Annotated in this window: 24 protein-coding genes; 15 read left to right on the top strand and 9 right to left on the bottom strand. The window is 60.9% G+C overall.

The window, feature by feature from the left end; translation table 11 throughout:
* Nucleotides 1-57: 57 nt before the first annotated feature.
* Nucleotides 58-897: a diaminopimelate epimerase gene (gene dapF, locus F3G95_RS11125; protein ID WP_149794981.1), complete on the bottom strand. Its 840-nt coding sequence runs from the start codon at nt 895-897 to the stop codon at nt 58-60.
* Nucleotides 898-1,197: 300 nt separating this feature from the next.
* On the opposite strand from dapF, the gene acpP reads away from it, so the two are divergent.
* The 6 genes from acpP (at nt 1,198) to mgtE (ending at nt 6,659) form a co-directional block, all read left to right on the top strand.
* Entirely contained in the window at nt 1,198-1,431 is a 234-nt protein-coding gene (gene acpP, locus F3G95_RS11120) for an acyl carrier protein (protein WP_015564715.1), read from the top strand.
* Between the two features lie 129 nt (nt 1,432-1,560).
* Nucleotides 1,561-3,000, top strand: a complete 1,440-nt coding sequence (proS, locus tag F3G95_RS11115) for a proline--tRNA ligase (protein ID WP_149794980.1) — start codon at nt 1,561-1,563, stop codon at nt 2,998-3,000.
* A gap of 141 nt (nt 3,001-3,141) precedes the next feature.
* Nucleotides 3,142-3,513 carry a GntR family transcriptional regulator gene (locus tag F3G95_RS11110; RefSeq protein ID WP_149794979.1) on the top strand — a complete coding sequence of 124 codons (372 nt, stop codon included), beginning with the start codon at nt 3,142-3,144 and terminating at the stop codon, nt 3,511-3,513.
* A gap of 3 nt (nt 3,514-3,516) precedes the next feature.
* Entirely contained in the window at nt 3,517-4,359 is an 843-nt protein-coding gene (locus tag F3G95_RS11105) for an ABC transporter ATP-binding protein (protein WP_149794978.1), read from the top strand.
* Nucleotides 4,356-4,982, top strand: coding sequence for an ABC-2 transporter permease (locus F3G95_RS11100; RefSeq protein WP_149794977.1), 627 nt, complete (start codon nt 4,356-4,358; stop codon nt 4,980-4,982). Before F3G95_RS11105 ends, F3G95_RS11100 begins: the two co-directional genes overlap by 4 nt.
* 297 nt (nt 4,983-5,279) lie before the next feature.
* Nucleotides 5,280-6,659 carry a magnesium transporter gene (gene mgtE / locus F3G95_RS11095; protein WP_149794976.1) on the top strand — a complete coding sequence of 460 codons (1,380 nt, stop codon included), beginning with the start codon at nt 5,280-5,282 and terminating at the stop codon, nt 6,657-6,659.
* Nucleotides 6,660-6,708: 49 nt separating this feature from the next.
* Here mgtE and F3G95_RS14110 read toward each other — a convergent pair whose 3' ends face one another.
* The 6 genes from F3G95_RS14110 to F3G95_RS11065 form a co-directional block, all read right to left on the bottom strand.
* Nucleotides 6,709-7,854, bottom strand: a complete 1,146-nt coding sequence (locus F3G95_RS14110) for a GNAT family N-acetyltransferase (RefSeq protein WP_149794975.1) — start codon at nt 7,852-7,854, stop codon at nt 6,709-6,711.
* Nucleotides 7,855-7,950: 96 nt separating this feature from the next.
* Nucleotides 7,951-8,421, bottom strand: coding sequence for a YhcH/YjgK/YiaL family protein (locus F3G95_RS11085; protein WP_149794974.1), 471 nt, complete (start codon nt 8,419-8,421; stop codon nt 7,951-7,953).
* Between the two features lie 12 nt (nt 8,422-8,433).
* Nucleotides 8,434-9,333 carry an SPFH domain-containing protein gene (locus F3G95_RS11080; RefSeq protein ID WP_149795016.1) on the bottom strand — a complete coding sequence of 300 codons (900 nt, stop codon included), beginning with the start codon at nt 9,331-9,333 and terminating at the stop codon, nt 8,434-8,436.
* A gap of 27 nt (nt 9,334-9,360) precedes the next feature.
* Nucleotides 9,361-9,819 carry an NfeD family protein gene (locus tag F3G95_RS11075; RefSeq protein WP_149794973.1) on the bottom strand — a complete coding sequence of 153 codons (459 nt, stop codon included), beginning with the start codon at nt 9,817-9,819 and terminating at the stop codon, nt 9,361-9,363.
* A gap of 121 nt (nt 9,820-9,940) precedes the next feature.
* Entirely contained in the window at nt 9,941-11,797 is a 1,857-nt protein-coding gene (locus F3G95_RS11070; protein WP_149794972.1) for a glycoside hydrolase family 13 protein, read from the bottom strand.
* A 70-nt stretch (nt 11,798-11,867) separates the two neighbouring features.
* On the bottom strand, nt 11,868-14,264 hold the full coding sequence (locus tag F3G95_RS11065) for a glycogen/starch/alpha-glucan phosphorylase (RefSeq protein WP_149794971.1): 2,397 nt from the start codon (nt 14,262-14,264) through the stop codon (nt 11,868-11,870).
* Nucleotides 14,265-14,709: 445 nt separating this feature from the next.
* Here F3G95_RS11065 and zapA point away from each other — a divergent pair, with 445 nt between their 5' ends.
* The 9 genes from zapA to mgsA all read left to right on the top strand — a co-directional run bounded on the left by zapA (nt 14,710) and on the right by mgsA (nt 23,856).
* The gene (zapA, locus tag F3G95_RS11060) at nt 14,710-15,066 is read left to right on the top strand and encodes a cell division protein ZapA (RefSeq protein ID WP_149794970.1); all 357 of its coding nucleotides are present in this window, start codon (nt 14,710-14,712) and stop codon (nt 15,064-15,066) included.
* A 31-nt stretch (nt 15,067-15,097) separates the two neighbouring features.
* Complete coding sequence (locus tag F3G95_RS11055) at nt 15,098-17,164, top strand: U32 family peptidase (RefSeq protein ID WP_149794969.1); 2,067 nt, start codon at nt 15,098-15,100, stop codon at nt 17,162-17,164.
* Nucleotides 17,165-17,365: 201 nt separating this feature from the next.
* Nucleotides 17,366-17,812: a dUTP diphosphatase gene (gene dut / locus F3G95_RS11050; RefSeq protein ID WP_015564727.1), complete on the top strand. Its 447-nt coding sequence runs from the start codon at nt 17,366-17,368 to the stop codon at nt 17,810-17,812.
* 2 nt (nt 17,813-17,814) lie between these two features.
* Nucleotides 17,815-18,369: a Maf family protein gene (locus tag F3G95_RS11045; protein ID WP_149795015.1), complete on the top strand. Its 555-nt coding sequence runs from the start codon at nt 17,815-17,817 to the stop codon at nt 18,367-18,369.
* Nucleotides 18,370-18,562: 193 nt separating this feature from the next.
* Nucleotides 18,563-19,585, top strand: coding sequence for a rod shape-determining protein (locus tag F3G95_RS11040; protein ID WP_015564729.1), 1,023 nt, complete (start codon nt 18,563-18,565; stop codon nt 19,583-19,585).
* 129 nt (nt 19,586-19,714) lie between these two features.
* Nucleotides 19,715-20,545: a rod shape-determining protein MreC gene (gene mreC / locus F3G95_RS11035; RefSeq protein WP_149794968.1), complete on the top strand. Its 831-nt coding sequence runs from the start codon at nt 19,715-19,717 to the stop codon at nt 20,543-20,545.
* A gap of 12 nt (nt 20,546-20,557) precedes the next feature.
* Nucleotides 20,558-21,091, top strand: a complete 534-nt coding sequence (mreD, locus tag F3G95_RS11030; RefSeq protein WP_149794967.1) for a rod shape-determining protein MreD — start codon at nt 20,558-20,560, stop codon at nt 21,089-21,091.
* Between the two features lie 27 nt (nt 21,092-21,118).
* Nucleotides 21,119-23,305: a penicillin-binding transpeptidase domain-containing protein gene (locus F3G95_RS11025; RefSeq protein WP_149794966.1), complete on the top strand. Its 2,187-nt coding sequence runs from the start codon at nt 21,119-21,121 to the stop codon at nt 23,303-23,305.
* A 146-nt stretch (nt 23,306-23,451) separates the two neighbouring features.
* On the top strand, nt 23,452-23,856 hold the full coding sequence (gene mgsA / locus F3G95_RS11020) for a methylglyoxal synthase (protein ID WP_015564732.1): 405 nt from the start codon (nt 23,452-23,454) through the stop codon (nt 23,854-23,856).
* 50 nt (nt 23,857-23,906) lie between these two features.
* On the opposite strand, the gene F3G95_RS11015 is transcribed toward mgsA, so the two are convergent.
* On the bottom strand, nt 23,907-24,425 hold the full coding sequence (locus F3G95_RS11015; protein ID WP_149794965.1) for a hypothetical protein: 519 nt from the start codon (nt 24,423-24,425) through the stop codon (nt 23,907-23,909).
* Nucleotides 24,422-24,886 (bottom strand): ribonuclease HI, encoded by a 465-nt coding sequence (gene rnhA, locus F3G95_RS11010; protein WP_015564734.1) that lies wholly within the window; start codon nt 24,884-24,886, stop codon nt 24,422-24,424. The genes F3G95_RS11015 and rnhA overlap by 4 nt, the downstream gene beginning before the upstream one ends.
* Between the last annotated feature and the right edge of the window lie 473 nt (nt 24,887-25,359).

The following is a 25,359-nucleotide window of genomic DNA, read 5'->3' as shown; positions in this document are numbered from 1 at the left end:
CCGCGTCCGGCTCCCTCAGAGGGAAAGCCAAAAACATAACGGAGAGGGCAAGGATGCTTAAACTTCAGTGACGCCTTCGCATACGGTGACAGCGCTGCCGGTCATCAGCAGCTTTTTGCCCGGCAGCACCCGGATGATGAGCTCACCGCCGCGCAGCTGGACGTGGACGTCCTCCCCGGCGGGGCAGACGCCCAGCTCGGTCAGCGCCGCCACGGTGGCACAGGTGCCGGTGCCGCAGGCCCAGGTCTCGCCGCTGCCCCGCTCCCACACCCGCATTTTCAGGTGGGTGGAGTCCACCACCTGCACGAACTCGGTGTTGACCCGCTCCGGGAAGTTCGGGTGCTTCTCGAACGCCGGGCCGATGTCCTCGAGCTTGAGGCTGTCCACATCGTCCACGACGGTGACGCAGTGGGGGTTGCCCACGCTGATGCAGGTGACACGCCAGGTCCTGTCCTCCACGGTGAGGGGGCAGTCCACCAGCGGGCCTTCGCCCATATTCACGGCGGGCAGAGCCGCCGCCATGGCGGAGTATCCGCCCATCTCCACCTGCCAGAGCTGGCGGCCCTTGCGGGTGATGGTCTTGGTGCCGCTGTTGGTGTCCACGACGAGCGTCTCTTTGGCGACGCCGTGGGTGTAGAGCCACTCGGCCACGCAGCGTACGCCGTTGCCGCACATCTGGGCCTCGCTGCCGTCGGCGTTGAAGATGCGCATCCGTCCGTCTGCGCCGGCCGTCACCGGGGCGCAGATGCAGATGATTCCGTCCGCGCCGATGGAAAAGTGGCGGCGGGAGAGGTCCTGCGAAAGGGCTGCGATGTTCTCCGGCACACCGCTTTCGCGGCAGTCGAGATAGATATAATCGTTGGCACAGCCCTGCATTTTGGTAAATGAAAGCTTCATGTTGAAAACTCCTTTGGGGCTGCTGGTCAGTCCCCATAAACTTGCCACTCTATAATGATAAGAAAATAGCCCCCTTCTGTCAAGCAGAAAAGGGGCGGCAGAGAGATTTTGAACGGAATTTTTGCCCGGAAAACCATGCCGGATGCAAAACGGGGCTTGACAATAAGCATATCATGGGATATAAAGAAAGAGAGCGTTCTGCGCAGGGAGACAGTCTGCCCACCAAAGGGGAGGAGGGAAAGGCTGCCATGGTCTGCGCAGCGTGAAGATGCGAAATTAAAGCAAAAGGAGACCGCTATCATGGATACGTTTGAGAAGATCCGCGCACTGCTGGCAGAACAGCTGGACATCGACCCCGCTAAGATCACGATGGACAGTGACATTATGGGCGATTTTGAGGCCGACAGCCTCGACATCGTGGATATGGTGATGACGCTGGAGGATGAGTTTGGCATCGAGGTGCCGGACGACGCCATCGAGAACCTGCGCACGGTGGGTGATGTGGTGAAGTTTGTGGACAGCCACAAGGGCTGAGCGACCAACAAGCAAAAAAGCCCCGCATCCGCGCCTCTGCACACGGCAGAGTAGGCGGCGGGGCTTTATATATGGGTTCGTGCGGAACGATGAGCGTTTGGCGCACGGCCTTGGGAGGATAAGATTAAAATGGCAAAAGACAACAAAAAGCTCGTACAGGCGATCACCAGTCAGGAAGAGAACTTCGCACAGTGGTATACCGACATCTGCGTCAAGGCAGAGCTGGTCGAGTATTCCAGCGTGAAAGGCTTCATCATCCTGCGCCCCTATGGTCAGGCAATCTGGGAGCTCATCCAGAAGGATATGGATGCCCGCTTCAAGGCTACCGGCCATGAGAACGTGGCAATGCCCGTGCTGATCCCTGAGAGCCTGCTGCAGAAGGAAGGCGAGCTGGTCAATGGCTTCGCGCCGGAGGTGGCGTGGGTCACGATGGGCGGCTCCGACAAGCTGGAAGAGCGTCTGGCTGTCCGCCCCACCAGCGAGACCATGTTCTGCGACCACTGGTCCCGGGTGCTGCACAGCTACCGTGAGCTGCCCATGAAGTACAACCAGTGGTGCAGCGTCGTGCGCTGGGAGAAGACCACCCGTCCCTTCCTGCGCAGCCGCGAGTTCTGGTGGCAGGAGGGCCACACCATCCACGAGACTGCCGCCGAGGCTGAGGCTGAGACCCAGCAGCAGCTGAACTGCTACGCAGACGTCTGCGAGCAGGACCTGGCCATCCCTGTTGTCAAGGGCCGCAAGACCGATAAGGAGAAGTTCGCCGGTGCGGAGGCTACCTATACCATCGAAGCCATGATGAAGGACGGCAAGGCCCTGCAGAGCGGCACCAGCCACTACTTCGGCGATAAGTTCAGCAAGGCTTACGACGTGACCTTTACCGGCCGCGACAACCAGCTGCATCATCCGTTCCAGACCAGCTGGGGCGTTTCCACCCGTCTGGTGGGCGCTATCATCATGACCCACGGCGACGACGATGGCCTCATCCTGCCCCCGGCTGTCGCCCCCATCCAGGTCGTGGTGGTGCCTATCGCTGCCCACAAGCCCGGCGTCTCCGAGAAGGCTGCTGAGCTGGCCGAGAAGATCTCCAAGTACGCCCGCGTCAAGCTGGACGACAGCGACAACGCTCCCGGCTGGAAGTTCTCTCAGTGGGAGATGAAGGGCGTGCCTCTGCGCCTCGAGATCGGCCCCAAGGACCTGGAGAAGAACCAGTGCGTCCTCGTCCGCCGCGACACCCGCGAGAAGGTGTTCGTCTCTCTGGACGAGCTGGAGACCGCGATCCCGGCCCAGCTGGAGGCTCTGCGCAAGGACCTGTACGAGCGCGCTCTTGCCAACCGTGAGAAGCGCACCTGGGCTGCCACCACCATGGACGAGGTCAAGGAGCTGGCCAAGGCCAACACCGGCTACATCAAGACCATGTGGTGCGGCGACCTGGCCTGTGAGATGAAGATGAAGGAAGAAGTCGGCCTGTCCAGCCGCTGCATGCCCTTCGAGCAGGAGCACCTGAGCGATGTCTGCCCCTGCTGCGGCAAGCCCGCCAAGACCATGGTCTACTGGGGCGTGGCCTACTAAGCCGCCCCACAGTCAGAGCCTGATCAGATGAAAAGCAGCTTTCCCGTCCAACGGGAGAGCTGCTTTTTTGTATCTGCCTATTGACAACCGTGTATCTACTGTATATACTGTAAATATACAGACACAACGGAGGCGGCGGACATGAATCTCTTCATCGATAACAAGAGCGGTGCACCCATCTACGAGCAGCTCTACACCCAGATCAAGAACCAGATTTTGAGCGGGGAACTGCAGCCGGAGGAAGCTATGCCATCCATCCGGGGGCTGGCGCGGGACCTGCGCATCAGTGTTATTACTACAAAGCGGGCCTACGATGAGCTGGAACAGGAGGGTTTTTTGTATGCGGTGCCCGCCAAGGGCTTTTTCGTGGCAGCGAAAAACACCGAGCTGCTCCGGGAAGAGAACCTGAAAAAAATCGAAGCACACCTGACGGAAGCCGTCCGGCTGGCGGCTCCCTGCGGGCTGACCAAACAGGAACTGACCGAAATGTTGAAATTGCTGTGGGAGGAATGAACCATGAACGCATTAGAACTGCACGGCCTTGAAAAGCACTACCCGGATTTTATGCTGGGGCCCATTGATCTGGAACTGCCCGGCGGCACAGTCTGCGGGCTGATCGGTGAGAACGGCGCGGGCAAGAGCACGACCATTAAGCTGATCCTGGACATGATCGACGGGGACGCTGGCACTGTGAAGCTGTTCGGGCAGGAGGAAATCACCCCGCTTGCCAAAGCCGATATCGGCGTGGTGCTGGGCGGCGAGGGCATCCCCACCTGCCTGACCGCGCCGCAGGTGGGGAAAGTGATGGCCGGCATCTACACGAACTGGGATGCCGCAGCTTACGCGGATTATTGTAAGCGCTTTGAACTGCCGGAGAAAAAGCGCTACGCCGATTACTCCACCGGCATGAAGATGAAACAGTGCCTTGCCGTGGCACTTTCTCATCACCCCAAGCTGCTGCTGCTGGACGAAGCCACCAGCGGTCTGGACCCGGTGGTGCGGGATGAGCTCATCGATCTGCTGCTGGACTTTGTGCGGGATGAGAACCATGCAATTTTGATCTCGTCCCACATCGTCAGCGATTTGGAAAAGCTCTGCGATACCATTGCCTTTCTGCACAAGGGGAAGCTTCTGCTCTGTGAGGACAAGGACACGCTGCGGGAGGAGTACGCTCTCTGGCACGGCACTGCCGGGCAATTGGAGGAGCTGGATAAAAACGCCATCGTCAGCCGTCGGGTGACAGCCTACGGGGCCGAGGCACTGGTGAAGAGGGAACTTGTCCCGGCGGGCAGCACCCTGACACCGGTGAGCATCGAAGAACTGTTCGTTTTGATGGTGAAAGGGGAGAATGTGCGATGAAAGGGCTGCTGCTGAAAGACTGGTATCAAGTCAAAACAAATATGTGGATGATGTACCTCACGGTGCTGGCTGTGCTGGCGATCTGGATCCTGAGCACTTCCGGGGATTCGAGCTTTGCGGTGAATTATTCAGCTGTTTTTCTGGGGATGATGCCCGCCTACCTGCTTTCCTACGACCACGCCAGCGGGTGGACGGAGTACAGCTTTGCCCTGCCGCTGAGCAAGGAGCTTCAGGTAGCAGAAAAATATCTTGTGGGTCTGCTTTGCACGGCGGTCTCTGCGGCGCTGAACGGAATTTTCTGCGGCATCCGGTTCTGGATGGGAAAACCGCTTCCTGCGATGCCGATCGGCCTTTTGCTGGGGGCGGGCGCAGCTTCCATCCTGCTGATAAACGGGATCATGCTGCCGCTGTACTACCGTTTTGGCGCAGAAAAGGCGCGGATGCTCTACATGCTGATGTTTGCCGGAATGGGCGCTGCCCTGAGCGGCGGGATGGTCCTGATGGATGCCGTGCCGGAACCGGGCGCGGCCATTGCCATCGTCGGTGTGCTGGCAGCGGTGCTGGTGCTGTATGCACTTTCCTGGAGGCTGTCAGTGCAGTGGTATGGAAAGTATAAGAAGTAAGCTCTTCTTTGTGCAATATAGCAATAATCCGGTAAAAAAACTGTAAAAGGGGTTGAAAAAATCGTCCAGCCGTAGTATGATGACGGGGCTGAAAAAGGCAAATACTTTACAGGAGGAAGCGAACACGATGTCCGGCGACCATTTAGACAACCCCAAACAACGCTCCTCCTGCGATGCGGGCAGTATGGATTGAATCTGCCGCGTCCTGAATGCATCTGCCCATGATACACCGCAGGAGTCTGACCAAAAGACGACGCGGTGTATTTTTATGCCCCAAAAGGGGAGGAGGAACCCAAGATGCAGCAGAAGAACTACCAGCAGGAAATACTCGCCCTCATCCACAGCGGCCTGCCGCAGGCAGAGCTGGCCGAAAAGCTCTCGGATTACCACGAGAACGACCTTGCCGATGCCCTCGCAGCCCTGACGCCCGACGAGCGCCAGAAGCTCTATGCCGTTCTGGGCGTGGATACCGTGGCCGAGATCTTCTCCTATCTGGACGACGCAGAACCTTACCTGAAAGAACTGCCCAGCGAGAAGGCCGCCAACGTCGTTTCCCACATGGACTCGGACGACGCCGTGGACGCTCTGGACGACCTTGAGGAAGAGGATAAAGCCAAGATCGTCGGCCAGCTGGACAAAGACTCCGCCGAAGATGTGAAGATGCTGCTCTCCTACGGCGAGGACGAGATCGGCAGCAGCATGACCACCAACTACATCTGCATCCGGAAGGATATGACCATCCGGCAGGCCATGAGTGAGCTGGTGAAGCAGGCGGGCGAGAACGACAACATCTCCACCCTCTACGTCGTGGACGAGAACGACAAGTTCTACGGCGCCATCGACCTGAAAGACCTCATCATCGCCCGGGCGGAGGACAGCCTCGAAAAGCTCATTGCCCGGTCCTACCCTTATGTGACCGACCACGAAAAGATCAGCGACTGCATCGACCGCATCGTAGACTACGCCGAGCGCTCTCTGCCTGTCCTGAACGATGCCGGCGAGCTGGTGGGCATCATCACTTCGGCGGATGTCGTCGAACTGGTGGATGACGAGATGGGCGACGATTACGCAAAGCTGGGCGGCTTGACCAGCGAAGAAGATTTGAACGAGGGCGTCTTCGAGAGTGTCAAGAAGCGCCTGCCCTGGCTGATCGCTCTGCTCTTCCTCGGGATGCTGGTGTCCTCGGTGGTGGGTGCCTTTGAGTCGGTGGTGGCTGTCCTGCCCATCGTCATCTGCTTCCAGTCCATGGTGCTGGATATGGCGGGCAATGTCGGCACCCAGTCGCTGGCCGTCACCATCCGCGTGCTGGTGGACGAGAACCTGACCACCTCCAAAAAGCTGCATCTGCTCTGGAAGGAGATGCGGGTGGGTCTGGTCAACGGTGCGCTTCTGGCCGTCATGGCGCTGGGCTTCCTCGGCTGCTATATCCACTTCTTCAAAGCCTATGCGTGGGGGCAGGCGTTCCTGCTCTCCGGCTGCGTCGGTGTTTCCCTCATCGTGGCGATGGTCATTTCCAGCCTGGTGGGTACGGTCATCCCCATGCTGTTCCATAAGATCCATATCGACCCCGCCGTGGCGTCCGGCCCGCTCATCACCACCATCAACGACCTCGTGGCCGTCGTGGTGTACTACGGTCTGGCCATGATCGTGCTCATTGATATGTTCCATCTGGGCTGATTTTTGAATAAGAGCAAAGGCTCCGGCACTGCCGGAGCCTTTTTGTGTCTTATCGATTCTCTATCCAGTATCGCTGGGTCAGCATCCCATCCGAGGAGTCAAACATCTCATCTTCCAGTACGCCGCCGTTAGACTGAATCGTCTTTGCTGAGGCGATGTTATAGTGGTCACAGCAGATGCGCACCTTGGAGATGCCGCGTTCCCGGGCCTTTTCGAGGGTCAGACGGAGCATCTGGCTGGCGTAGCCGTTCTTCCGCTCCGAGGGGCGGACGCTGTAGCCGATATGACCGCCGTAGGCCAGCAGATAGTCGTTGAGGTGGTGGCGCAGGTTGGTCATGCCGACAAGATGTTCCTGCTCGTCCAGAGCCAGATACTGGGTGGCCGGTACGAACCCGGCAGGCGTGGTGGCTGGGTCTTTCAGCCTGCGGATGTTAGCCAGCCACTGGTCGAAGTCGTCGTATTTGTCCAGCGCCGAAGTGCCGTCGAGCCGGGAGCTGATGGCAAGAAATTCTTCCCGGTAGGCCATGACCTGTTCCCGGTCGTCCTCGTCCGGCTCCCGCAGATGGAGTTTCTGGGACGGCGTATGGCGAGCTGCGGCGCGGAAGTCCGGTGCTTTCATCAGGCCGTGGCGGTTGCAGTAGAAGTAGAGTACGCCCGCACCAGTGATTTTGAAACGGCAGCTGGCGTCTCCCTCAGGGTAGAGCTTGACCAGCTGCAATTTGTCGCCGGTGAGGCAGGCAATGAAGGAAATGTAGTGGTCTTTGGTCATGGGGTGGTGGATGGTGACGAAAAGCTCATCTTCCACCCGCTCGAGCGTCAGCTGATGGTGTTCGTCGGCGTCGTCCGCCTCAGAGATGTCCAGCGGCGGCAGGGTGATGCCGCAGCAGCTCACGACAGCCTGCCCGGTAGCGTGGAGCACATTGCCGCACAGGGGGCAGACATAGAGCTTGGAGCGAAGCAGGTTGGCGGAGCGGTTCCGGTTGACGACGGGTTCGCCCTGCATCAGCTCGAGCACGCTGACGCCCAGAGCCGCCGCCAGCGGCTCCAGCAGGGAAATATCGGGCAGGCCGTGGGCTGTCTCCCACTTGGAGATGGCCTTTGCGCTGACGGCCAGCTTTTCGGCCAGCTCTGCCTGCGTCATGTGTTTGGCTTCCCGCAGCCGCCGGATGGCAGTGCCGGTAACGTAAGAATCCATAAAAACTCTCCTTTGTGATTGTTTCTCTCTGTCCAAAGGATACCATAACAAAAAGCTCCACACAACCTACGCTGCGTGGAGCTTTGCTTTTTGAAATTACTCGGCTTCTTCGTCCTCGTCCAGCTCGATGCTGAACACGGCCTTTTTCAGCTTGCCGCAACCCTGCGCCTTCAGGCCGGACTTGTAGGGCTCACCGGCCAGATAGAGGGCAAAGCGTCCCTCGCAGAGCATCCCGGCGATGCTGGTGCCGGCGGTGCCGACGGTCAAATCGGCAGCCTCATCGGTGGGCTTGGTGGGAGTCAGCTCGCCAAGTGAGACTTCGAACAGCTCGCTGCCCTCAAGGTCGGTCTCGAGGGTCAGGTGATCGTCCCGGCGCTGGAAGAGCGCTTTGTCCGAGGTCTGCGGCGTGACGGTGCTCACCGTGACCACGGCCTTGTCGCCGCTGATGCGGGTCTTTCCGGCGGGCAGATTGTTGATGTCCCGGGCCATGACGAACTCGATGACAGCGTCGAGGTTGTCGCTCATGCCGAGGTAGTTGGGGAGATTGTTCAGGGTATCGTAAATCATAGGAGAAACCTCTTATTCTGCATCTTTGGGGTCGGTCATCAGCTCTTTGATGCTGGGGACGACGCCGCCCAGATTCTGCAAGTCTGAAGGAATGATGATCTTGGTGGCCTTGCCGTTGGCGACCTTGGCCAGCGCTTCCAGACTGCGCAGGGCAAGGACCTTATCGGTGGGCATGGCTTCGTTCAGCAGGCGGATGGCATCGGCGTTGGCCTTCTGGACGGCGAGGATGGCCTGCGCCTCGCCCTCGGCCTCAAGGATGCGCTGCTGTTTGACGGCGTCGGCGCGGAGGATGGCGGATTCCTTTTCGCCCTCGGCGGCAGTAATGGCGGCCTGCTTCTCGCCGTCGGCCTTCAGGATGACGGCGCGCTTCTCGCGCTCTGCCTTCATCTGCTTTTCCATGGCCTCCTGGATCTCGCGCGGCGGGATGATGTTCTTGACCTCAACACGGTTGACCTTGATGCCCCACTTGTCGGTGGCTTCATCAAGGATGGCCGTGATCTTGCTGTTGATGGTGTCACGGCTGGTGAGGGTGTGGTCCAGCTCCATCTCGCCGATGATGTTGCGCAGGGTGGTGGCCGACAGGCTCTCGATGGCCGCGATGGGCTGGTTGACGCCGTAAGTGTAGAGCTTGGCGTCCATCACCTGAAAGAAGACCACCGTGTCGATCTGCATGGTGACGTTATCGCGGGTGATGACCGGCTGAGGGGGAAAGTCGGCGACCTGCTCTTTCAGGCTGACTTTCTTCGCCACCCGCTCGAGGAACGGGATCTTGACGTGGAGGCCGGCGCTCCATGTCTCGGAGTAGCTGCCCAGACGCTCCACGACGTAGACCATGGACTGCGGCACGATGACGATGTTGGTGACGACCACCAGCAGGATGACAAAGATGAGGATGAGGATAAGGAACAGCATGATAGGCATAGGGACGCTCCTTTCATATCAGTGAGCCGCCGGTGCGGCGGTCTCGGTCAGGACAGGCTCCACGATGAGCAGGGTGCTGTGGATCTCGGCCACCCGGCAGCTCTGGCCCGGGGTCAGGGTGTCGCCGGGGGTGGCGCAGCGGGCGTTCCAGTCCACGCCGTCCAGCCGGACGCGGCCGGTGGCCTCAGCGGAGACAGGGGTGAGTGCGACGGCCTCCCGGCCAAGGGCGCGGTCGCCGTTCGTTGCCGTGGGCGGCTTGCGCAGCCGGGCGCACAGGGGCTTGAGGGCCAGCAGGCAGAGGGTGCTGACCGCCACGAACACCACCGCCTGCACCCGGAAGGAGCCGGTGACCAGACAGCTCAGCAGGGCTGCGGCGCTGCCCACGGCGAACCAGATGGAGACGAGATTCAGGGTCATGGCCTCGAGAACGACGAAGCCGATGGCGGCCAGAAGCCAGAAAATGGGGTCAACAGACATGAGTTCTCCCTCCTTTTTCCCCATTATAGAGCAAAACGTCTGAAAAGTACAGAGACAGATTATGAATAACCCCCTTGCTCACGCCGGGCGGGATGCCGCAGGCAGGGCAGGGGGGTGGGGGTCACTTATAGTCGTAGTAGCTGTGGTTGGGGTTGTGGCCGACCTCTTCCACCACGATGGTGAAGCCCATGGGGTTCACCTCGGTGTGCTTGCCGGAGGCCAGCGGCTCTACGATGATATGCTCGGTGCGGTTGACGATGATCTCTGCCGCCTCAAACTCGCCGATGCGCTGGTAGTGGAGGACGCCGCCCTCGGCCCGCAGGACACGAAGCTCTCCGGTGCGGAAGGCCTCGCAGGTGTGGCGGAGCTGTGCCAGCTGTGCCAGAACAGGCTTCAGCCGCTCTTCGTGGCTGTTCCAGCAGTAGAAGCCGCGGTTGAAGGGGTCGCGATAGCCCTGCATCCCGATCTCGTCGCCGTAGTAGAGGCAGGGGACGCCGGGCAGAGTGTAGATGATGGCATAGGCCATCCGCAGCTTGAGCATTCCTTCCTCGTAGGCGTCGCCGGTGACGCAGCGGCCGCTCTGCCACTCGCGGCCCCGGCCATTGGCAGGCTCGTCGGCAATGACGGTCAGTGCGCGCTCGGTGTCGTGGGTGGAGAGGAAGTTCAGGGCTGTATCGAGGGCCGGGGCGGGGTAGTGCTCGCAGAGGGTGAGGATGTCGGTCATGGTCTGGCCGGCGTCCCGTCCGCAGACGAAGCCCAGGACGGCGTTCTTGAAGGGGTAGTTCATCACGCTGTCGAGGCCCTTGCCCAGCAGGTAGGTGCGGCGCTTGTCGAAGCCGAACTTGGTGGTGGCGTCCTCCCATACCTCGCCCAGAAGGAACTTATCCGGGCCGACCCGCTTGACGGCGGTGCGGACCTTCTCAATAAATTCGTCGGGCAGCTCGTCGGCCACGTCCAGACGGAAGCCTGCTGCACCCCGGCGGAGCCAGGTGTCGATGACACCGCCCTCGCCGGTGATAAATTCGACGTAGGATGGCGTTTCTTCGTTGACTTCGGGCAGGGTCTCGAAGCCCCACCAGCTGCGGTAGCCGCCCTTATACTTGGAATCGAAATCGTACCAGCTGCGGTAGGGGGAGTTGGGGTCACGATAGGCACCGCCCTCGCCGTAGCGGCCCTCGCAGTTGAAATAGCGGCTGTCGGAGCCGGTGTGGCTGAACACGCCGTCCAGCACGATGCCGATGCCGTACTTCCTGGCCTCAGCGCAGAGGGTCTCGAAATCCTCGTTGGTACCCAGCAGGGGGTCTACGTTGAGGTAGTCGGCGGTGTTGTAGCGGTGGTTGGAGTGGGCTTCAAAGATGGGATTCAGGTAAAGGTAATCCACCCCCATCTCGCGGAGGTAGGGCAGCTTCATCTGGATGCCCTTGAGGTCGCCGCCGAAATAGTCCTCGTTCAGGTGGCCGCCCACCTCATTGGGCTGCCAGAAGGGCTCGGCGTGTTTGTCGGCCTGATAGAGCCGGTCGGGGAAGGGCATGGGCTTGTTCTCCACACCCTCGCAGAAACGGTCGGGGAAGATTTGGTAGAACACTTTGCCCTTGATGGGGTCGGGCGTCTCAAAATCGGCCTCGTAGACCGTGATCTGCCAGCTTTCGCCCTCCTGCCAGCTCACGACGCCGCAGTTGTCCGGCCCGCGCACGATGCGGCGGAAGTCGGTGTAGAGGTCGAAATAGTAAAAGTAGAGGCCCACGTCGTTGAGGGTGACGTCCACCGAGAAGTGGTTCTGATGGGGCGTCTGGCCGTCGAACTTCATCCGGTAGTGGACGGGGACATCGTACCTGCCCTCTTTTTGTAGGACGAGATGAGGGTCTACATAGCCCAGCTCCTCCGGGATGCAGAGGGACAAATGCACACTCTGACCGGCGCGCACCGCACCGAAGGGCTGCTTGAAGTAGGGGTCGAAACTATTGAACAGACAAGGCAAAAAGGATCGTCCTTTCTCAAAAAAAGCCCCGGGCAGCGATGCCACGGGGCGTTGCGTTATTTAGGAAAGATTACTTGACGGCAGAAGCATGCCAGATGTCGCGTGCGTAGTCCAGAACGGCACGGTCAGCGCTGAAGATGCCGCTGTTGGCGATGTTCTTCAGGCTCATCTTAGCCCAGTGCTCACGGTCAGCGTACAGGCGCTGCAGGTCGGCCTGAGCACGGCGGTAGTCCTTGAAGTCGGCCATGACCATATAGGGGTCGCTGCTGCGCAGGTTCTCGGTGACTTCGTGGAAGCTCTCGCCGTTCCAGCCGCGCTCCAGGAAGTTCAGAGCGGCGTTTGCAACGTCGTCGCCCGTGATGAAGGCGTTGGGGTGATAGCCCACCTGCTTGAGGTTGTTGACCTCGGGGGTCAGCATACCGAAGATAAGCTCATTCTCCTTGCCGGCGGCGTCTGCGATCTCGACGTTTGCGCCGTCCAGAGTACCCAGCGTGATGGCACCGTTCAGCATGAACTTCATGTTGCCGGTACCGGAAGCCTCGGTGCCTGCCAGAGAGATCTGCTCAGAGACCTCGGCTGCGGGCATCAGGTGCTCGCTCAGGGAGACACAGTACTCTTCCAGATAGACCACGCGCAGCTTCTCGCGGACAGCGGGGTCGTTGTTGATGAGGTCGCCCAGCTTGCAGATCATGCGGATCATCTGCTTGGCCATATAGTAGCCGGGAGCAGCCTTTGCGCCGAAGATATAGGTCTTGGGGATGAAATCGGCGTTGGGGTTCTCCTTCAGGTACAGGTACTGAGCAGCGATGTTCAGCGCATTCAGGTGCTGGCGCTTGTACTCGTGCATACGCTTGACCTGGCAGTCGAAGATGGAGTTGGGGTCGATGACCTGACCGGTGCTCTTCTCGAGGTAAGCGGCAAAGTTCTTCTTGTTGTCCAGCTTGATCTCATTCAGGCGCTTCAGGACGGTCTTGTCCTCAGCGAACTTGTTCAGCTTGGACAGGTCGGCGGCGTCGTGCTTGTAGCCGGTGCCGATGGTCTCGTCCAGCAGCTTGCACAGCTCGGGGTTGGAGGCCAGCAGCCAGCGGCGGTAAGCGATGCCGTTGGTCACGTTCTTGAAAGCCTGAGGCTTGAACAGGTAGTAGTCGTGGAAGACGCTCTCCTTGATGATCTCGCTGTGGAGCTTGGAGACGCCGTTGATGCTGTTGGCGGTGTAGGCGCAGATGTTGGCCATGCGCACCTGATTGTCGCCGATGAGGGCCATATAGTTGATCTTGCCCTGATCGCCGGGGAAGGCTGCTTCCAGCTTCTCGCGGGCGCGGCGGTCCATCTCGACCACGATCTGGTAGATGCGGGGCAGGGTCATCTTGAAGATGTCCACGTTCCACTTCTCCAGAGCCTCGGCCATGACGGTGTGGTTGGTGTAGGAGAAGACCTTCTGGCAGATGTCGAAGCTCTTGTCCCAGCCGAAGCCGCACTCATCCAGCAGGATGCGCATCATCTCGGGGATGGCGAGGGTCGGATGGGTATCGTTCAGCTGGATAGCTACCTTGTCGGGCAGGTTCTCGAGGGTGCCGTAGGTGGACAGGTGGTTCTGGACGATGTCGCCGATGGAGGCGGCAGACAGGAAGTACTGCTGGCGCAGGCGGAGGATCTTGCCCTCAACGTGGTTGTCGTTGGGGTACAGCACCTTGGAGATGAGCTCAGCGCTGGCGTTCTTGCTCATTGCGGTGTTGTAGTTGCCCAGAGAGAAGCTGGACATATCGAAGTCGGGAGCCTTGGCCTGCCACAGGCGCAGCTTTGCAACGCCCTTGCCGTCGTAACCCTGAACGTACATATCAGAGGGGATGGCCATGACGCTGTTGTAGTTGGTGTGCTGGATATAGTGGAAGCCATGGTCCCAGTTCTCGTGGATCTCGCCGTCGAAGCGGACTTCCACAGCCTGATCGGGGTGGCTCTTGAGCCAGACCTGACCGCCGGGCAGCCAGTTGTCGGCGCGCTCCTGCTGCCAGCCGTCCACGATCTTCTGCTTGAAGATGCCGTACTCGTACAGGATGGAGTAGCCGGTGCCGCAGATGCTGGTGGTGGCCATGCCGTCCAGATAGCAGGCGGCCAGACGGCCCAGGCCGCCGTTGCCCAGACCTGCGTCCGGCTCTTCCTCGTAGATGCTGTCCAGGCTGATGTCAGCCTCGGCCAGAGCCTTCTGGGCAGCGTCATTCAGGCCCAGATTGAACAGGCTCATCTTGAGGCTGCGGCCCATCAGGAACTCCATGCACAGGTAGTACACCTGCTTGGAGCCGGTGCCGATGGCCTTGGACTGGAACTTCTGATGGTTCTCGCTCATCATCTGGCGGCAGATGAGGGCCAGAGCGCGGTAGATCTGCTGATGAGATGCAACGCTCAGGTCAACACCATATTCGCTGGTGAGCTTATCCTGAAGAATTTTTGCAAATTCTTTTGTAGTCATAAATGAACTCCTATCCGCACGAATGCTTAAATTTTTTGAATTAGTACGGTGACAGGGCATTTCTCCTCTAATTCCCTCGCCCCTCGCATAACACATAACAATAGTATTATAATCACTCTGGATGGGGATTGCAAGAAAAAGGAACCATTTTTGCCGTATCTGACATTTTTATAGCAATGTTTCTGACAAATATGCCAAAAATTCAAAAATAGCACTTTTTCTCGCGCACTATTTATATTATAATAAAGAGAGACAAGGGCCGTGTTTGCCCCGAAATGCATCGGTTCGGGCGGGTAATTCGGGGACAAACTCGGCTGAACATGAAAAAGCCGCAGCAAAGCGCTCCTGTCAGGGCTGAAATGGTTTCCGAAAATCCCGGAAACAGCGGGAAATGACCGGAAATGACCGATCCAGCAGGGCGTGTGCCGCGCAAAGTGAGGACGATATGGTAAATAAAGTGAGAGTGACCATTGCAGGCGCACCCTACGCCATCGCAACGACCGATACCGAGAACTACATCACCACACTGGCCAAGAAGCTGGACGATGACATCACGAAGCTGCTGGACAACAACGGCAACCTCTCTGTGACCAAGGCGGCGGTGTTCTGCGCGATGGACTATCTGGACGAGTACCGCAAGAGCGCGGGCAGCGCCGAGAATATGCGCAGCCAGATACAGGACTACATTTCCGATGCAGCCAGGGCGAAGCTGGCAGCGGATAAGGTCAAGGCGGAGAACGAGACCCTCAAGCGGGAAAATGCCGCTCTGCGGGAACAGCTGGCCAAGCTGCAGCAGAAGTGACTTACATTATATAAATGTCAAAGGGAGAGCTATGTCAAAAATTGAGATCCTTGCCCCTGTGGGCAGTGAAGAAATGCTCCGCGCAGCAGTATTCAGCGGCGCGGACGCAGTATATCTGGGTTTTTCCGGCTTCAACGCCCGCACCGGTGCGGGCAATTTTGATGCCGACAGCCTGAAAGAAGCCGTCCGGTTCTGCCATGCCCGGGGCGTGGCCGTCCATGTGGCGCTGAATACCACCGTCTACGGCGGCGAGCTGGCGGGTCTGGCCGACGCCGTGCGGGCCGTCGCCGCCAGCGGGGCCGACGCCGTCATCTGTCAGGACCTCGCGGTGGCGAAGCTCATCGGGGACATCGCGCCCCAGCTGCCCCGCCACGGCTCCACCCAGATGAGCGTCCACACCCTGCAGGGCGCACTGGAGCTGAAAGAGCTGGGCTTTGCCCGGGTCGTGCTGGCCCGTGAGCTGAGCCTGCCCGAGGTGGAGCACATCACCAGGCACTGCGGCATCGAGACGGAGTGCTTCGTCCACGGCGCACTCTGCATGTGCGTCAGCGGCCAGTGCTATATGTCGGCTTTTCTGGGCGGACGGAGCGGCAACCGCGGCTCCTGCGCCGGCCCCTGCCGCCTGCCCTTCGAGGCCAACGCTCTGCCCGAGGGCAAGCCGGGCCGTCTGCACCACCTGTCCCTCAAGGACAACTCCGTCATCGACAAGCTGGACAAGCTGCAGGCCATCGGCGTGGCATCGGCGAAAATCGAAGGCCGTCTGCGGACGCCGGAGTATGTCGCTGCTGCCGTCAGCGCCTGTCTGGCGGGCCGCGAGGGCCGCGCCTATGACCGCGACCTGCTGAAGAATGCCTTCAGCCGCTCCGGCTTCACCTCCGGCTATCTGGACGGAAAGATCGACGGCACGATGTTCGGCGTCCGCAGCGAGGCCGACGCCGAGCTGACCAAAAAGACCCTGCCCGCCCTGCGGGAGCTGTACCGCCGGGAGCGTTCCCGGGTGCCGGTGGAGATGAAAATTGAAATCGAAGAGGGCGGCGAGAAGCTGACCGTCACCGACGGCACCAACAAAGCCTTCGCCTACGGCGACGCCGAACCTCAGCCCGCCCGCACCGACCCCACCGAGAGCCTGAGCCGCAGCCTGAGCAAGACCGGCGGCACGCCTTTCTCTGCCGAAAAAATCGACGTGGAGATGGATGGCGGCCCCTGGTTCGTGCCGGGCAGTGCCGTCAACGAGCTGCGCCGTGAGGCACTGGACGCCCTGCTGAAAAAGCGGGAGACCCTGCGCCCGTGGCCGGTGAATGAGGTGGAGCTTCCGCCTCTGCCGCTGCGCACTTTGCCGCCCCACCGTACCCTCCGCGCCCGGTTCGAGCGCTGGGAGCAGGTGCCGGAGCAGGCACTCAGCGGGGTGGAATACCTCATCCTGCCCATCGCGCAGGCCGACCGCGTCCCCCACGAGTGGCGGGAGAAGACCCTTCTCGAACTGCCCCGCGTCATGTTCGGCGCACTGGAAGAGGATACCGCCCGCCGCATCGCGGCTACGCAGGACGCGGGCTTTGCGGGCTATGAGGTGAGCAACATCGCCCATCTGCGGCTCTGCCGCGGCCTGCCCATGACCGGCGGCTTCGGCCTCAACGTCACCAACGACCTCGCGGCCCAGTATTACGCGGACCTTGGCTTGAGCTCGGTGCTCATCCTGCCCGAGGTGAAGGACAGCGACATCAGCACCATCGCGCCGACTCGTGACGGCAAGCCTGTGCCGACCGGCGTCATCACCTACGGCCATATGCCGCTGATGGTCACCCGCGCCTGCCCGCTGCAGAACATCCACGACTGCGCCCACTGCGACAAGACCGGCCTGCTCACCGACCGCAAGGCGAAGAAGTTCCCGGTGCGGTGCGGGCTGGGTGTCCGTACTATTTATAATCCCGTCCCCATCTATATGGGCGACAAGCCCGGCGCACTGACCGTGGACTACGGCGTGGCTTACTTCACGCTGGAAAGCAGGGAAGAGGCCGCCGCCATCCTCGACAGCATCCGTCAGCACGCACCGTTTGAGGGTGAGTTCACGAGAGGATTGTACTTTAAGGGAACGAACTGAATATAGCCTAAGGGAGGCTGTGCCTCTGTACAACCTCTCCGTCACGCCTACGGCGTGCCACCTCTCCTAGTAGGAGAGGCTTTGGCATTCCGTAAAGCTTCGCCTCTTCGCCAGAGGCTCCCCCTCGGTAGGGAAGCAGACTGAGAGGTTATACCAAGACGCACCTGCCCTTGAACAGCAAATAAATTTATGAGGTATACTATGGAACCCATCACTGTAAAATACAAAGTGTTAGACTCCCGCGCCAAGACGCCCGCCTACGCCACCTCCGGTTCTGCCGCTGCAGACCTGTGCGCTGTGCTGGATGAGCCGCTGACCGTCCAGCCCATGCAGCGGGTGCTGGTGCCTACCGGCCTTGCCATCGAGCTGCCCGGCGCCCACGCTGTGGCGCTGGTCTACGCCCGCAGCGGCCTGTCCATCAAGCACGGCCTCTGCATGGCAAACGGCGTCGGCGTCGTGGACAGCGATTACCGCGGTGAGCTGAAAGTCCCGATGGTCAATCTGGGCGCGGAGGCTTATACCATCCAGCCCGGCGAGCGGGTGGCCCAGCTCTGCATCGCGCCGGTGTACACGGCGGCATTCGTGCAGGCCGACGCACTGGATGAGACCGCCCGCGGCGAGGGCGGCTTCGGCTCGACGGGGAAATGATGATGAAGAATCTTATCTTAGCCTCCGGCAGTCCGCGCCGGAAGGAGCTTCTGAGCTTATACACGACGGACTTCACCATCTGCGTCAGCGATTTCGACGAGAGCGGAGTCACTGCGCCCACTCCGGGCCAGCTGGTGGAAAAGCTGGCCCGGGGCAAGTGCCTCGCCGTGGCAAAAGACCATCCCGGCGCGGTGGTGCTGGGATGTGACACCGTCGTGGATGTGGGCGGCGAAGTCTTCGGCAAGCCCCACAGCGTGGAGGACGCAAAGCGGATGCTCCGCGCCCTGTCCGGCGCGGCCCACGAGGTGCATACCGGCGTCTGCGTATCGGACGGCGTACGCACCGAGAGCTTCGTGGACAGCTGCAGGGTGACCTTCTTCCCGATTTCGGAAGGGGAGATAGACGCCTACACGGCCACGAAGGAGCCCTACGACAAGGCCGGTGCCTACGCCATCCAGGGCCGCGCAGCCCTCTGGCTCGACCGGCTGGAAGGGGACTACTACACCATCATGGGCCTGCCCGTCAGCCGGACGGCCCGTCTGCTGAGCAGATTCTGATGCGGGACGCAGAAAAGCGGCCTCGGCGGCAAAAAATGAAAAAACTCGAAAAAGTTTACGGAAATGCTTGAGAAAAGCGCGCCTTGCGGCTATAATAAAAACGTGTTATTCTGCGATGAGCTGTCCGTTGGTCTGAGCGGGCGGCTCTGCGTTTTGGAATAGACCCTGGAAAATCGTAAGGAGAGAAGACTATATGAGTTTGTTTTCAAAGGATGTTGGTATCGATCTCGGTACTGCCAATACCCTCGTTTACATGAAGGGCAAGGGCATCATCATGCGTGAGCCCTCTGTTGTGGCCGTGGATACCAAGAGCGACGAAGTGCGCTGCGTGGGCGCTGAGGCAAAGGCCGTCATCGGCCGCACCCCCGGCAGCATCGTGGCGGTCCGCCCCCTGAAGGACGGGGTCATCGCCGACTTCGACATCACCGCCAATATGCTGGAGACCTTCCTCAAAAAAGCCTGCGGCAACAGCATGTTCTCCCGCCCCCGCGTGGTCATCTGCATCCCGTCGGGCGTCACCGAGGTGGAGCGCCGCGCTGTGCGTGAGGCCGCTCTGAAGGCCGGTGCCCGTCAGGTGTCGGTCATCGAGGAGCCCATGGCCGCTGCCATCGGTGCGGGCCTGCCCATCAGCGAGCCCACCGGCAGCATGATCGTGGACATCGGCGGCGGCACGGCCGAGATCGCCGTCATCTCTCTGGGCGGCATCGTGGCCTCCCGCAGCGTCCGCATGGCCGGCGATATGTTCGACCAGGCCATCATCGCCTTCATCAAGCGCAAGTATAACCTCCTCATCGGTGAGCGCACCGCCGAGCAGATCAAGATCGAGATCGGCTCCGCCTACCCGATGGACCCCGAGATGACCCTCGAGATCAAGGGCCGCAACCTCGTGGACGGCCTGCCCAAGAACGTCGTCGTCCACTCCGAGGATGTCCGTGAGGCTCTGCTGGAGTGTCTGGTCAAGATCACCAGCGCCATCAAGGAGACTCTGGAGCGCACCCCGCCCGAGCTGAGCGCCGACATCATCGACCACGGCATCACCCTGACCGGCGGCGGCGCACTGCTGCGCGGCCTCGACAAGCTCATTGAGAGCGAGACCGGCATCGATGTCCATGTGGCTGAGGACCCGCTGGACTGCGTGGCCAAGGGTGCCGGTGCTGTGCTGGACCATGTGGATGTCCTGCACGACGTTCTGGATACCGACGGCGGTCATATGTAAGCCTCGGCTGTGCCATTTGCGGCGGTACACTGAGGGAGGACCTTTGCGCTGCTGCGCCGCAGAAGATGAGTTTTGAGCGCGGATGGCACGGCTGTCCGCGCTTTTTTGCAGATTCGGGAGGGACCCGCCTTGAAGGATTTTTTTGACACATGGAAATTTAAGATACTCATTGCCATCGCGGTCTTCCTCGTGGGCATCATGGCCTATGCAGGCGCGAACGGACGCCTGACCGCCGCCCCGCAGGAGCTGCTGAGCGTGGCCGCAGCCCCGTTCCAGCGGGCAGCAGCGGCGGTGAGCAGCGGCGTGGCCTCCCTGTGGGAGAACTACGCCGACATCGACGCCATTCTGGAAGAAAACCAGCAGCTCAGCGAGGAAAACGCCGCTCTGCGCTCCCAGATGGTGGACTACGACAAGCTCAAGGCCGAGAACGAGGCCTACAAGGCGCTGGCCAACATCCAGGAGCAGCACCCGGAGATGAGCTATACGTCCTCCTTCGTCATTGGCCGCGACCCGCTGGACTCCTTCTGGGGCTTCACGCTGGACAGAGGCACACTGGACGGTGTGGCCGTCAACGACGCCGTCATCAGCGACGAGGGCTATCTGCTGGGCGTGGTGCGGGAAGCCGACCTCACCAGCTGCAAGATCATGACCATCCTGCACCCCAGCTTCAATGCGGCGGGCGTCGTGTCCCGCACCCGGGACAACGGCATCATCACCGGCAGCGCCGACTACGCCGCCGACGGCCTGTGCATCCTCTCGAACCTCGCCCGCAGCACCCTGAGCAGAGAGGGGGACCAGGTCATCACCACGGGTCTGGGCGGGGTGTTCCCGCCGGACGTGCTGGTGGGCGTCATCAAGGAGCTGACCCCCGAGGCCAGCGGCAAATCGACGCTGGCCGTCATCCGGCCGGGCGCAGACCCCCGCACGGTGCGCCATGTGTTCATCATCACCAACTACTGAGGAGGGCCGGAGATGGAATCTCGCCGCAAGCGCAGCCGCAGCCAGAGGCTGAAATGGGGCTGCTATATCCTTCTGCTGGTGGTGTGTACGGTGCTGCAGACCATGCCGGGGCTGTTCCAGTTCGGGGCCGCGAAGCCGCTCTGGCTGCTGCCGCTCTGTCTGGCGGTGTCTGCCGCAGAGGGCGAGTTCGCCGGGGCCATCTTTGGCGCGGTGTGCGGCCTGATGTGGGACTACACCGCCGGCCGCACCGTGGGGATGCTGGCGCTGGAGCTGATGATCCTCTGCTTCGGCGTGTCGGTGGTCGTGCAGCTTTATCTGAAGGACACCCCCTCCAACTTCGTGCTGCTGGCCGTGACCTGCGCCCTGCTGGTGCTGTCGGCGGACTGGCTGTTTTTCTACTATATGCCGGGCTATGCGGGCGCAGGGGAGCGTTTTCTCTGGGTCGTGCTGCCGTCGGCCCTGATGACGGCCCCGGGGAGCTGGCTGCTCCACCGTGCAGTGCAGCGCATCAGCACGGAATTCAAGATAGACAACGGCGTGGTATGATGCCAGACCCTGCCGGGAGGAAAACGGATGAATCAAGACGAACACAAGATCGTGGTGCGCCGGATGGCTGGACTCATCGCTGCCGCCTCGGTGCTCATCGCCGTGTATGTGCTGCGGCTGATATTTTTGCAGCTCGTCAACAGCGACAGCTTCAAGGCGCAGGCGACCAACACCACCGATTATAACTTTACCGTCACCGCTGCCCGCGGCGACATCGTGGACAGCGCCGGACGCCGCATCGCGGCCAGCACCACCAGCTACAATGTGGTGCTCAGCAAGCTGCTGATGGGGGACGAAGACCTTGACACTATGCTGCAGCGCATCGTGGAGCTGCTGGAAGCCCACGGCGAAAAGTGGAACGACTCGCTGCTCATCGGCGAGCCGGACGCGGCGGGCCACTACAGCTTTACTGCGCAGCCCGACAGCACCAGCGACCAGAAGGCTCTCGCGGCCATGAAGGACTCGCTGGGCTTACAGCAGTACGCCACCGCCGATGACGTGATGGAAAAGCTGGTGGAGGACTACAAGCTGGAAAGCTATCCTTTCCACTGGCAGAGGGTGCTGGGCGGCATCCACTACGAGATGCAGCAGCAGGCGTTCTCCAACGTCAACAACTTCGTCATGGCCGAGAATGTCAGCGAAGTGACCGTGGCGACCATCAAGGAGAACAGCCTGACCATGCCCGGTGTGGAGATCGTGGAGACCAGCACCCGCAGCTACGATGAGGGCGGCATCATCCCCCATGTGCTGGGCCGTGTGGGCAAGATCACCGCCGAAAAGTGGAAGGTGACCGACGAGAACGGCCAGACCACCTACCCTCTGCGGGAAAAGGGCTATAATATGAACGACATGATCGGCGTGTCGGGCCTCGAAGCCGTCTACGAAGACGAGCTGCGGGGCAAGGACGGCGTTGAGACCATCACCCGCAGCTCGGACGGCGTCATCGTGGGGACTGCGATGACCACCGTGCCGGAGCCGGGCCATACCGTACAGCTCACCATCGACAGCGCCTTCCAGCAGGCGGTGGACAGGGCGCTGGCCAAGAACATCGAGATGATAAACAGCACCTACAACAACAGCAGTTCTGCCAAGGCTGCCGCCGGTGCGGTGGTGGTCATCAGCACCAAGGACGGCAGTGTGCTGGCCGCCTCCAACTACCCCAGCTACGACCAGAACCTCTTCGCCACCCAGTACAGCCAGTACAGCTCGGACCCGGGCCTGCCCCTGCTCAACCGCGCGTTGCAGGGCCTGTACACCCCCGGCTCCACCTTCAAGCCTGCGGTGGCGGTGGCGGCGCTGGATTCCGGCGTCATCAACCGCTCTTCCACCGTCTACTGCAACGGTGTCTATACCTATTATGACGACTACCGCCCCAAGTGTACCCGCCACGGCCACAGCGGCAACATCGACGTCATCACGGCCATCAAGTGGAGCTGCAACATCTTCTTCTACGATGTGGGCCGCCGCACCACCAGTGACGTCTACGACGCCTACGCCTACAAGATGGGCCTTGGTACCCGCACCGGCGTGGAGGTCAACGAGGCCACCGGCCGCCTGACCACAAAGAAGGACTCCAACTACATCGCCTCACTGGACGTCCAGGCCGCTATCGGTCAGGGCAACACTGTCGTCACCCCCGTCCAGCTGGCGACTTACGCCGGCACGCTGGCCAACCGGGGGGTGCGCTACCGCACCCACTTCGTCAAGGCCATCCTCGACACCAACACCGGCAAAGTCCTGCAGGAGACCCAGCCCGAGGTGATGGACGTCGTCGAGGACCGGGGCGACACCTTCGACCTCGTGCGGCAGGGTATGATCGGCGTGTCGGAGACGGTGTCGGGCCTGAAGAACTACCCCGTCACCATCGCCTGCAAGAGCGGCACCCCTCAGCGCAGCGAGACGTACTACGTCGGCAGCACCCGCAAGCACTACACCAACACCATGATGATCGCCTACGGCCCGGCAGAGGACGCTGAGATCGCCCTCGGCATCGTCATCGAGTACGGCGGCGGCGGCGCCCGCGCGGGCAACCTCGTGGCCGACATCTTCGACGCCTACTACGCCATGAAGGACGGCAGCCTGACGCTGGACGAGACAGGAGCAGGCGAGACGGCTGACACGACAGCTGACGGGCAGGATGCTGTGCCGGAGACGGTGGAAAACAACGACGCCCTTGCAGACGACACAGCTCCCGCAGAGCAGCCCGCCGCCTGAGCGATGGTGCGTGGATTTGGCAGAAATCTATGAAAAATTAGAACTTTTGCTCGAAAAACAGTTGTAAAAAGACGGAAACTGTGATACTATGATATGTGCAAGATGATTGCCCCAGACAGGGGCGCGGGAAAAGGAGAGGTTGACCGATGACGATTGCACTGATTGCGCATGACTCCAAAAAAGAGCTGATGGTACAGTTCTGTACGGCGTACTGCCGGATTTTGAGCCAGCATAAATTGGTGGCAACCGGTACGACCGGCAAGATGATCGCCGAAGCCACCGGCCTGCAGGTGCAGCGCTTTCTGGCGGGCGTACAGGGCGGCGACCAGCAGATCGCGTCCCGCATCGCCTGCAACGAGGTGGATCTGCTGCTGTTCTTCCGCGACCCCATCAACGCAAAGCCCAGCGAGCCGAATGAGATGACCCTGCTGCGCCTGTGCGATGTCCACAACATCCCGATGGCCACCAACATCGCCACCGCTGAGGTCCTGATCCACGGCCTCGAGCGCGGCGACCTAGACTGGCGCGACATCGTGCATCCCCAGAACTGATAGAAACAACAAAAATCCCCTGTGCTGCGGCACAGGGGATTTTTTGCATATCAGAGCTTGAGAGCTGCTGCCATCTCTGCCACGTCCTCCGGGGCGAAATCGCCCAGCGGCAGGATGAGGCGGCTCAGGACCTCGGGCGGGAGGGCGGCAAGCGTTCCGCTCTCGTCCGGTGCGCCGCTCTCGGGGGCGAACAGGTGGCTCATGCCCTGTGCGTCTGTCTCGATGCGGGCGTAGCGGCCGGAGGCAATATACTGGATGCCCAGCTTGTCGGCGGCAGTGAGCAGGGCCGCGAAGCGGGCGGCTTCGGCATCCTGTCCGGCCAGAGCCTCGGCGTTGAGGGTGACGCACTCCACGTCCAGCTTCTTTGCCAGAGCTTTGGCTGCGTCCACGGCGGCGTGTTCTTCGGGGGTGTCAGCCAGCCGGACGACCGCTGCCGCCACGGCGAAGCCCTGCTGCTGCAGGATGCGGACGGCCACGCCGCTGCGCACACTGCCGCTCAGGCCCATCAGGACCCGGTCCTGTTCTTCGTAGGTGTCAAACCCGTTCCCGGGCAGAAAAGCATCGTTCATCGTCCCTGTCTCCCGCCATGTGCCTGGCTCTGGGCGACCGCAAGCTGGTCGCAGCGTTCGTTCTCCGGGTGGCCTGCATGGCCTTTGACCCAGACGTAGGTGAGCTTGTGGCGGGCCTCCTGCTCCAGCGCCTGCTCCCAGAGGTCGGGGTTCAGGGCAGGGGAGCCGTCGGACTTTTTCCAGCCCCGGCGCTTCCAGCCCCTGGCCCAGCCCTTTTCCAGCCCATTGATGACGTACTGGCTGTCGGAGCACAGCCGCACCTCGCAGGGCTCCTTGAGCTGGCGCAGCGCCTCGATGAAGGCCGTCAGCTCCATCCGGTTGTTGGTGGTGGAGGCGTCGCCGCCGCTGAGCTCCTTTTCGTAGACCTTGCCGTTAAAGCGGTAGCGCAGCACCGCGCCCCAGCCGCCGGGGCCGGGGTTGCCGCTGCACGCGCCGTCGGTGTAAACTTCGACCTGTTTCATGCGTCTCTCCTGCATCATGTTTGTAGTACCTATTATTTAGAGCCATTTTGGCCCGTCTGTCAAGGGGCAGGGCATAATTTGCCACCGCCCGGCCCAAGCTTGGAATTGACAAAAGAGGCGAGAAATACTATACTTGTTGCAACGAAATGCGTATAGGGGCGCGCCGTGGGTGCGCTCACAGCGTTCCTGCCGAAGCGCCGCGGTCGCATCGAACAGATGGACTGGATGGGCAAGAGGCTTCCTGCAGAACCAACAGCGTGGCATGAAAACAACGCTGATAAAATGATTTCTATACGATGCATCCGACGGAAGCAGATGCGTTTTTATGCTTCCCTTAATGCAGGGCAGGCTGTCTTCCGGGGCAGACCTGTGCTTTGCTGATTGAATTTTTGGAGGTTTTCGATGGCACAGACAAAAGAACAGAACCACGCTCCCGCTGCGGCCAATGCGTCCGGCGAAAAGCGCCCCCGCAC

Origin of the sequence: Faecalibacterium sp. Marseille-P9312 (assembly GCF_902497445.1) — a bacterium.
Taxonomy (GTDB): Bacteria; Bacillota; Clostridia; order Oscillospirales; family Ruminococcaceae; genus Faecalibacterium; species Faecalibacterium longum.
The sequence above is the reverse complement of the archived record's forward strand: the minus strand, read 5'-3'. Positions and strand labels throughout refer to the sequence as shown.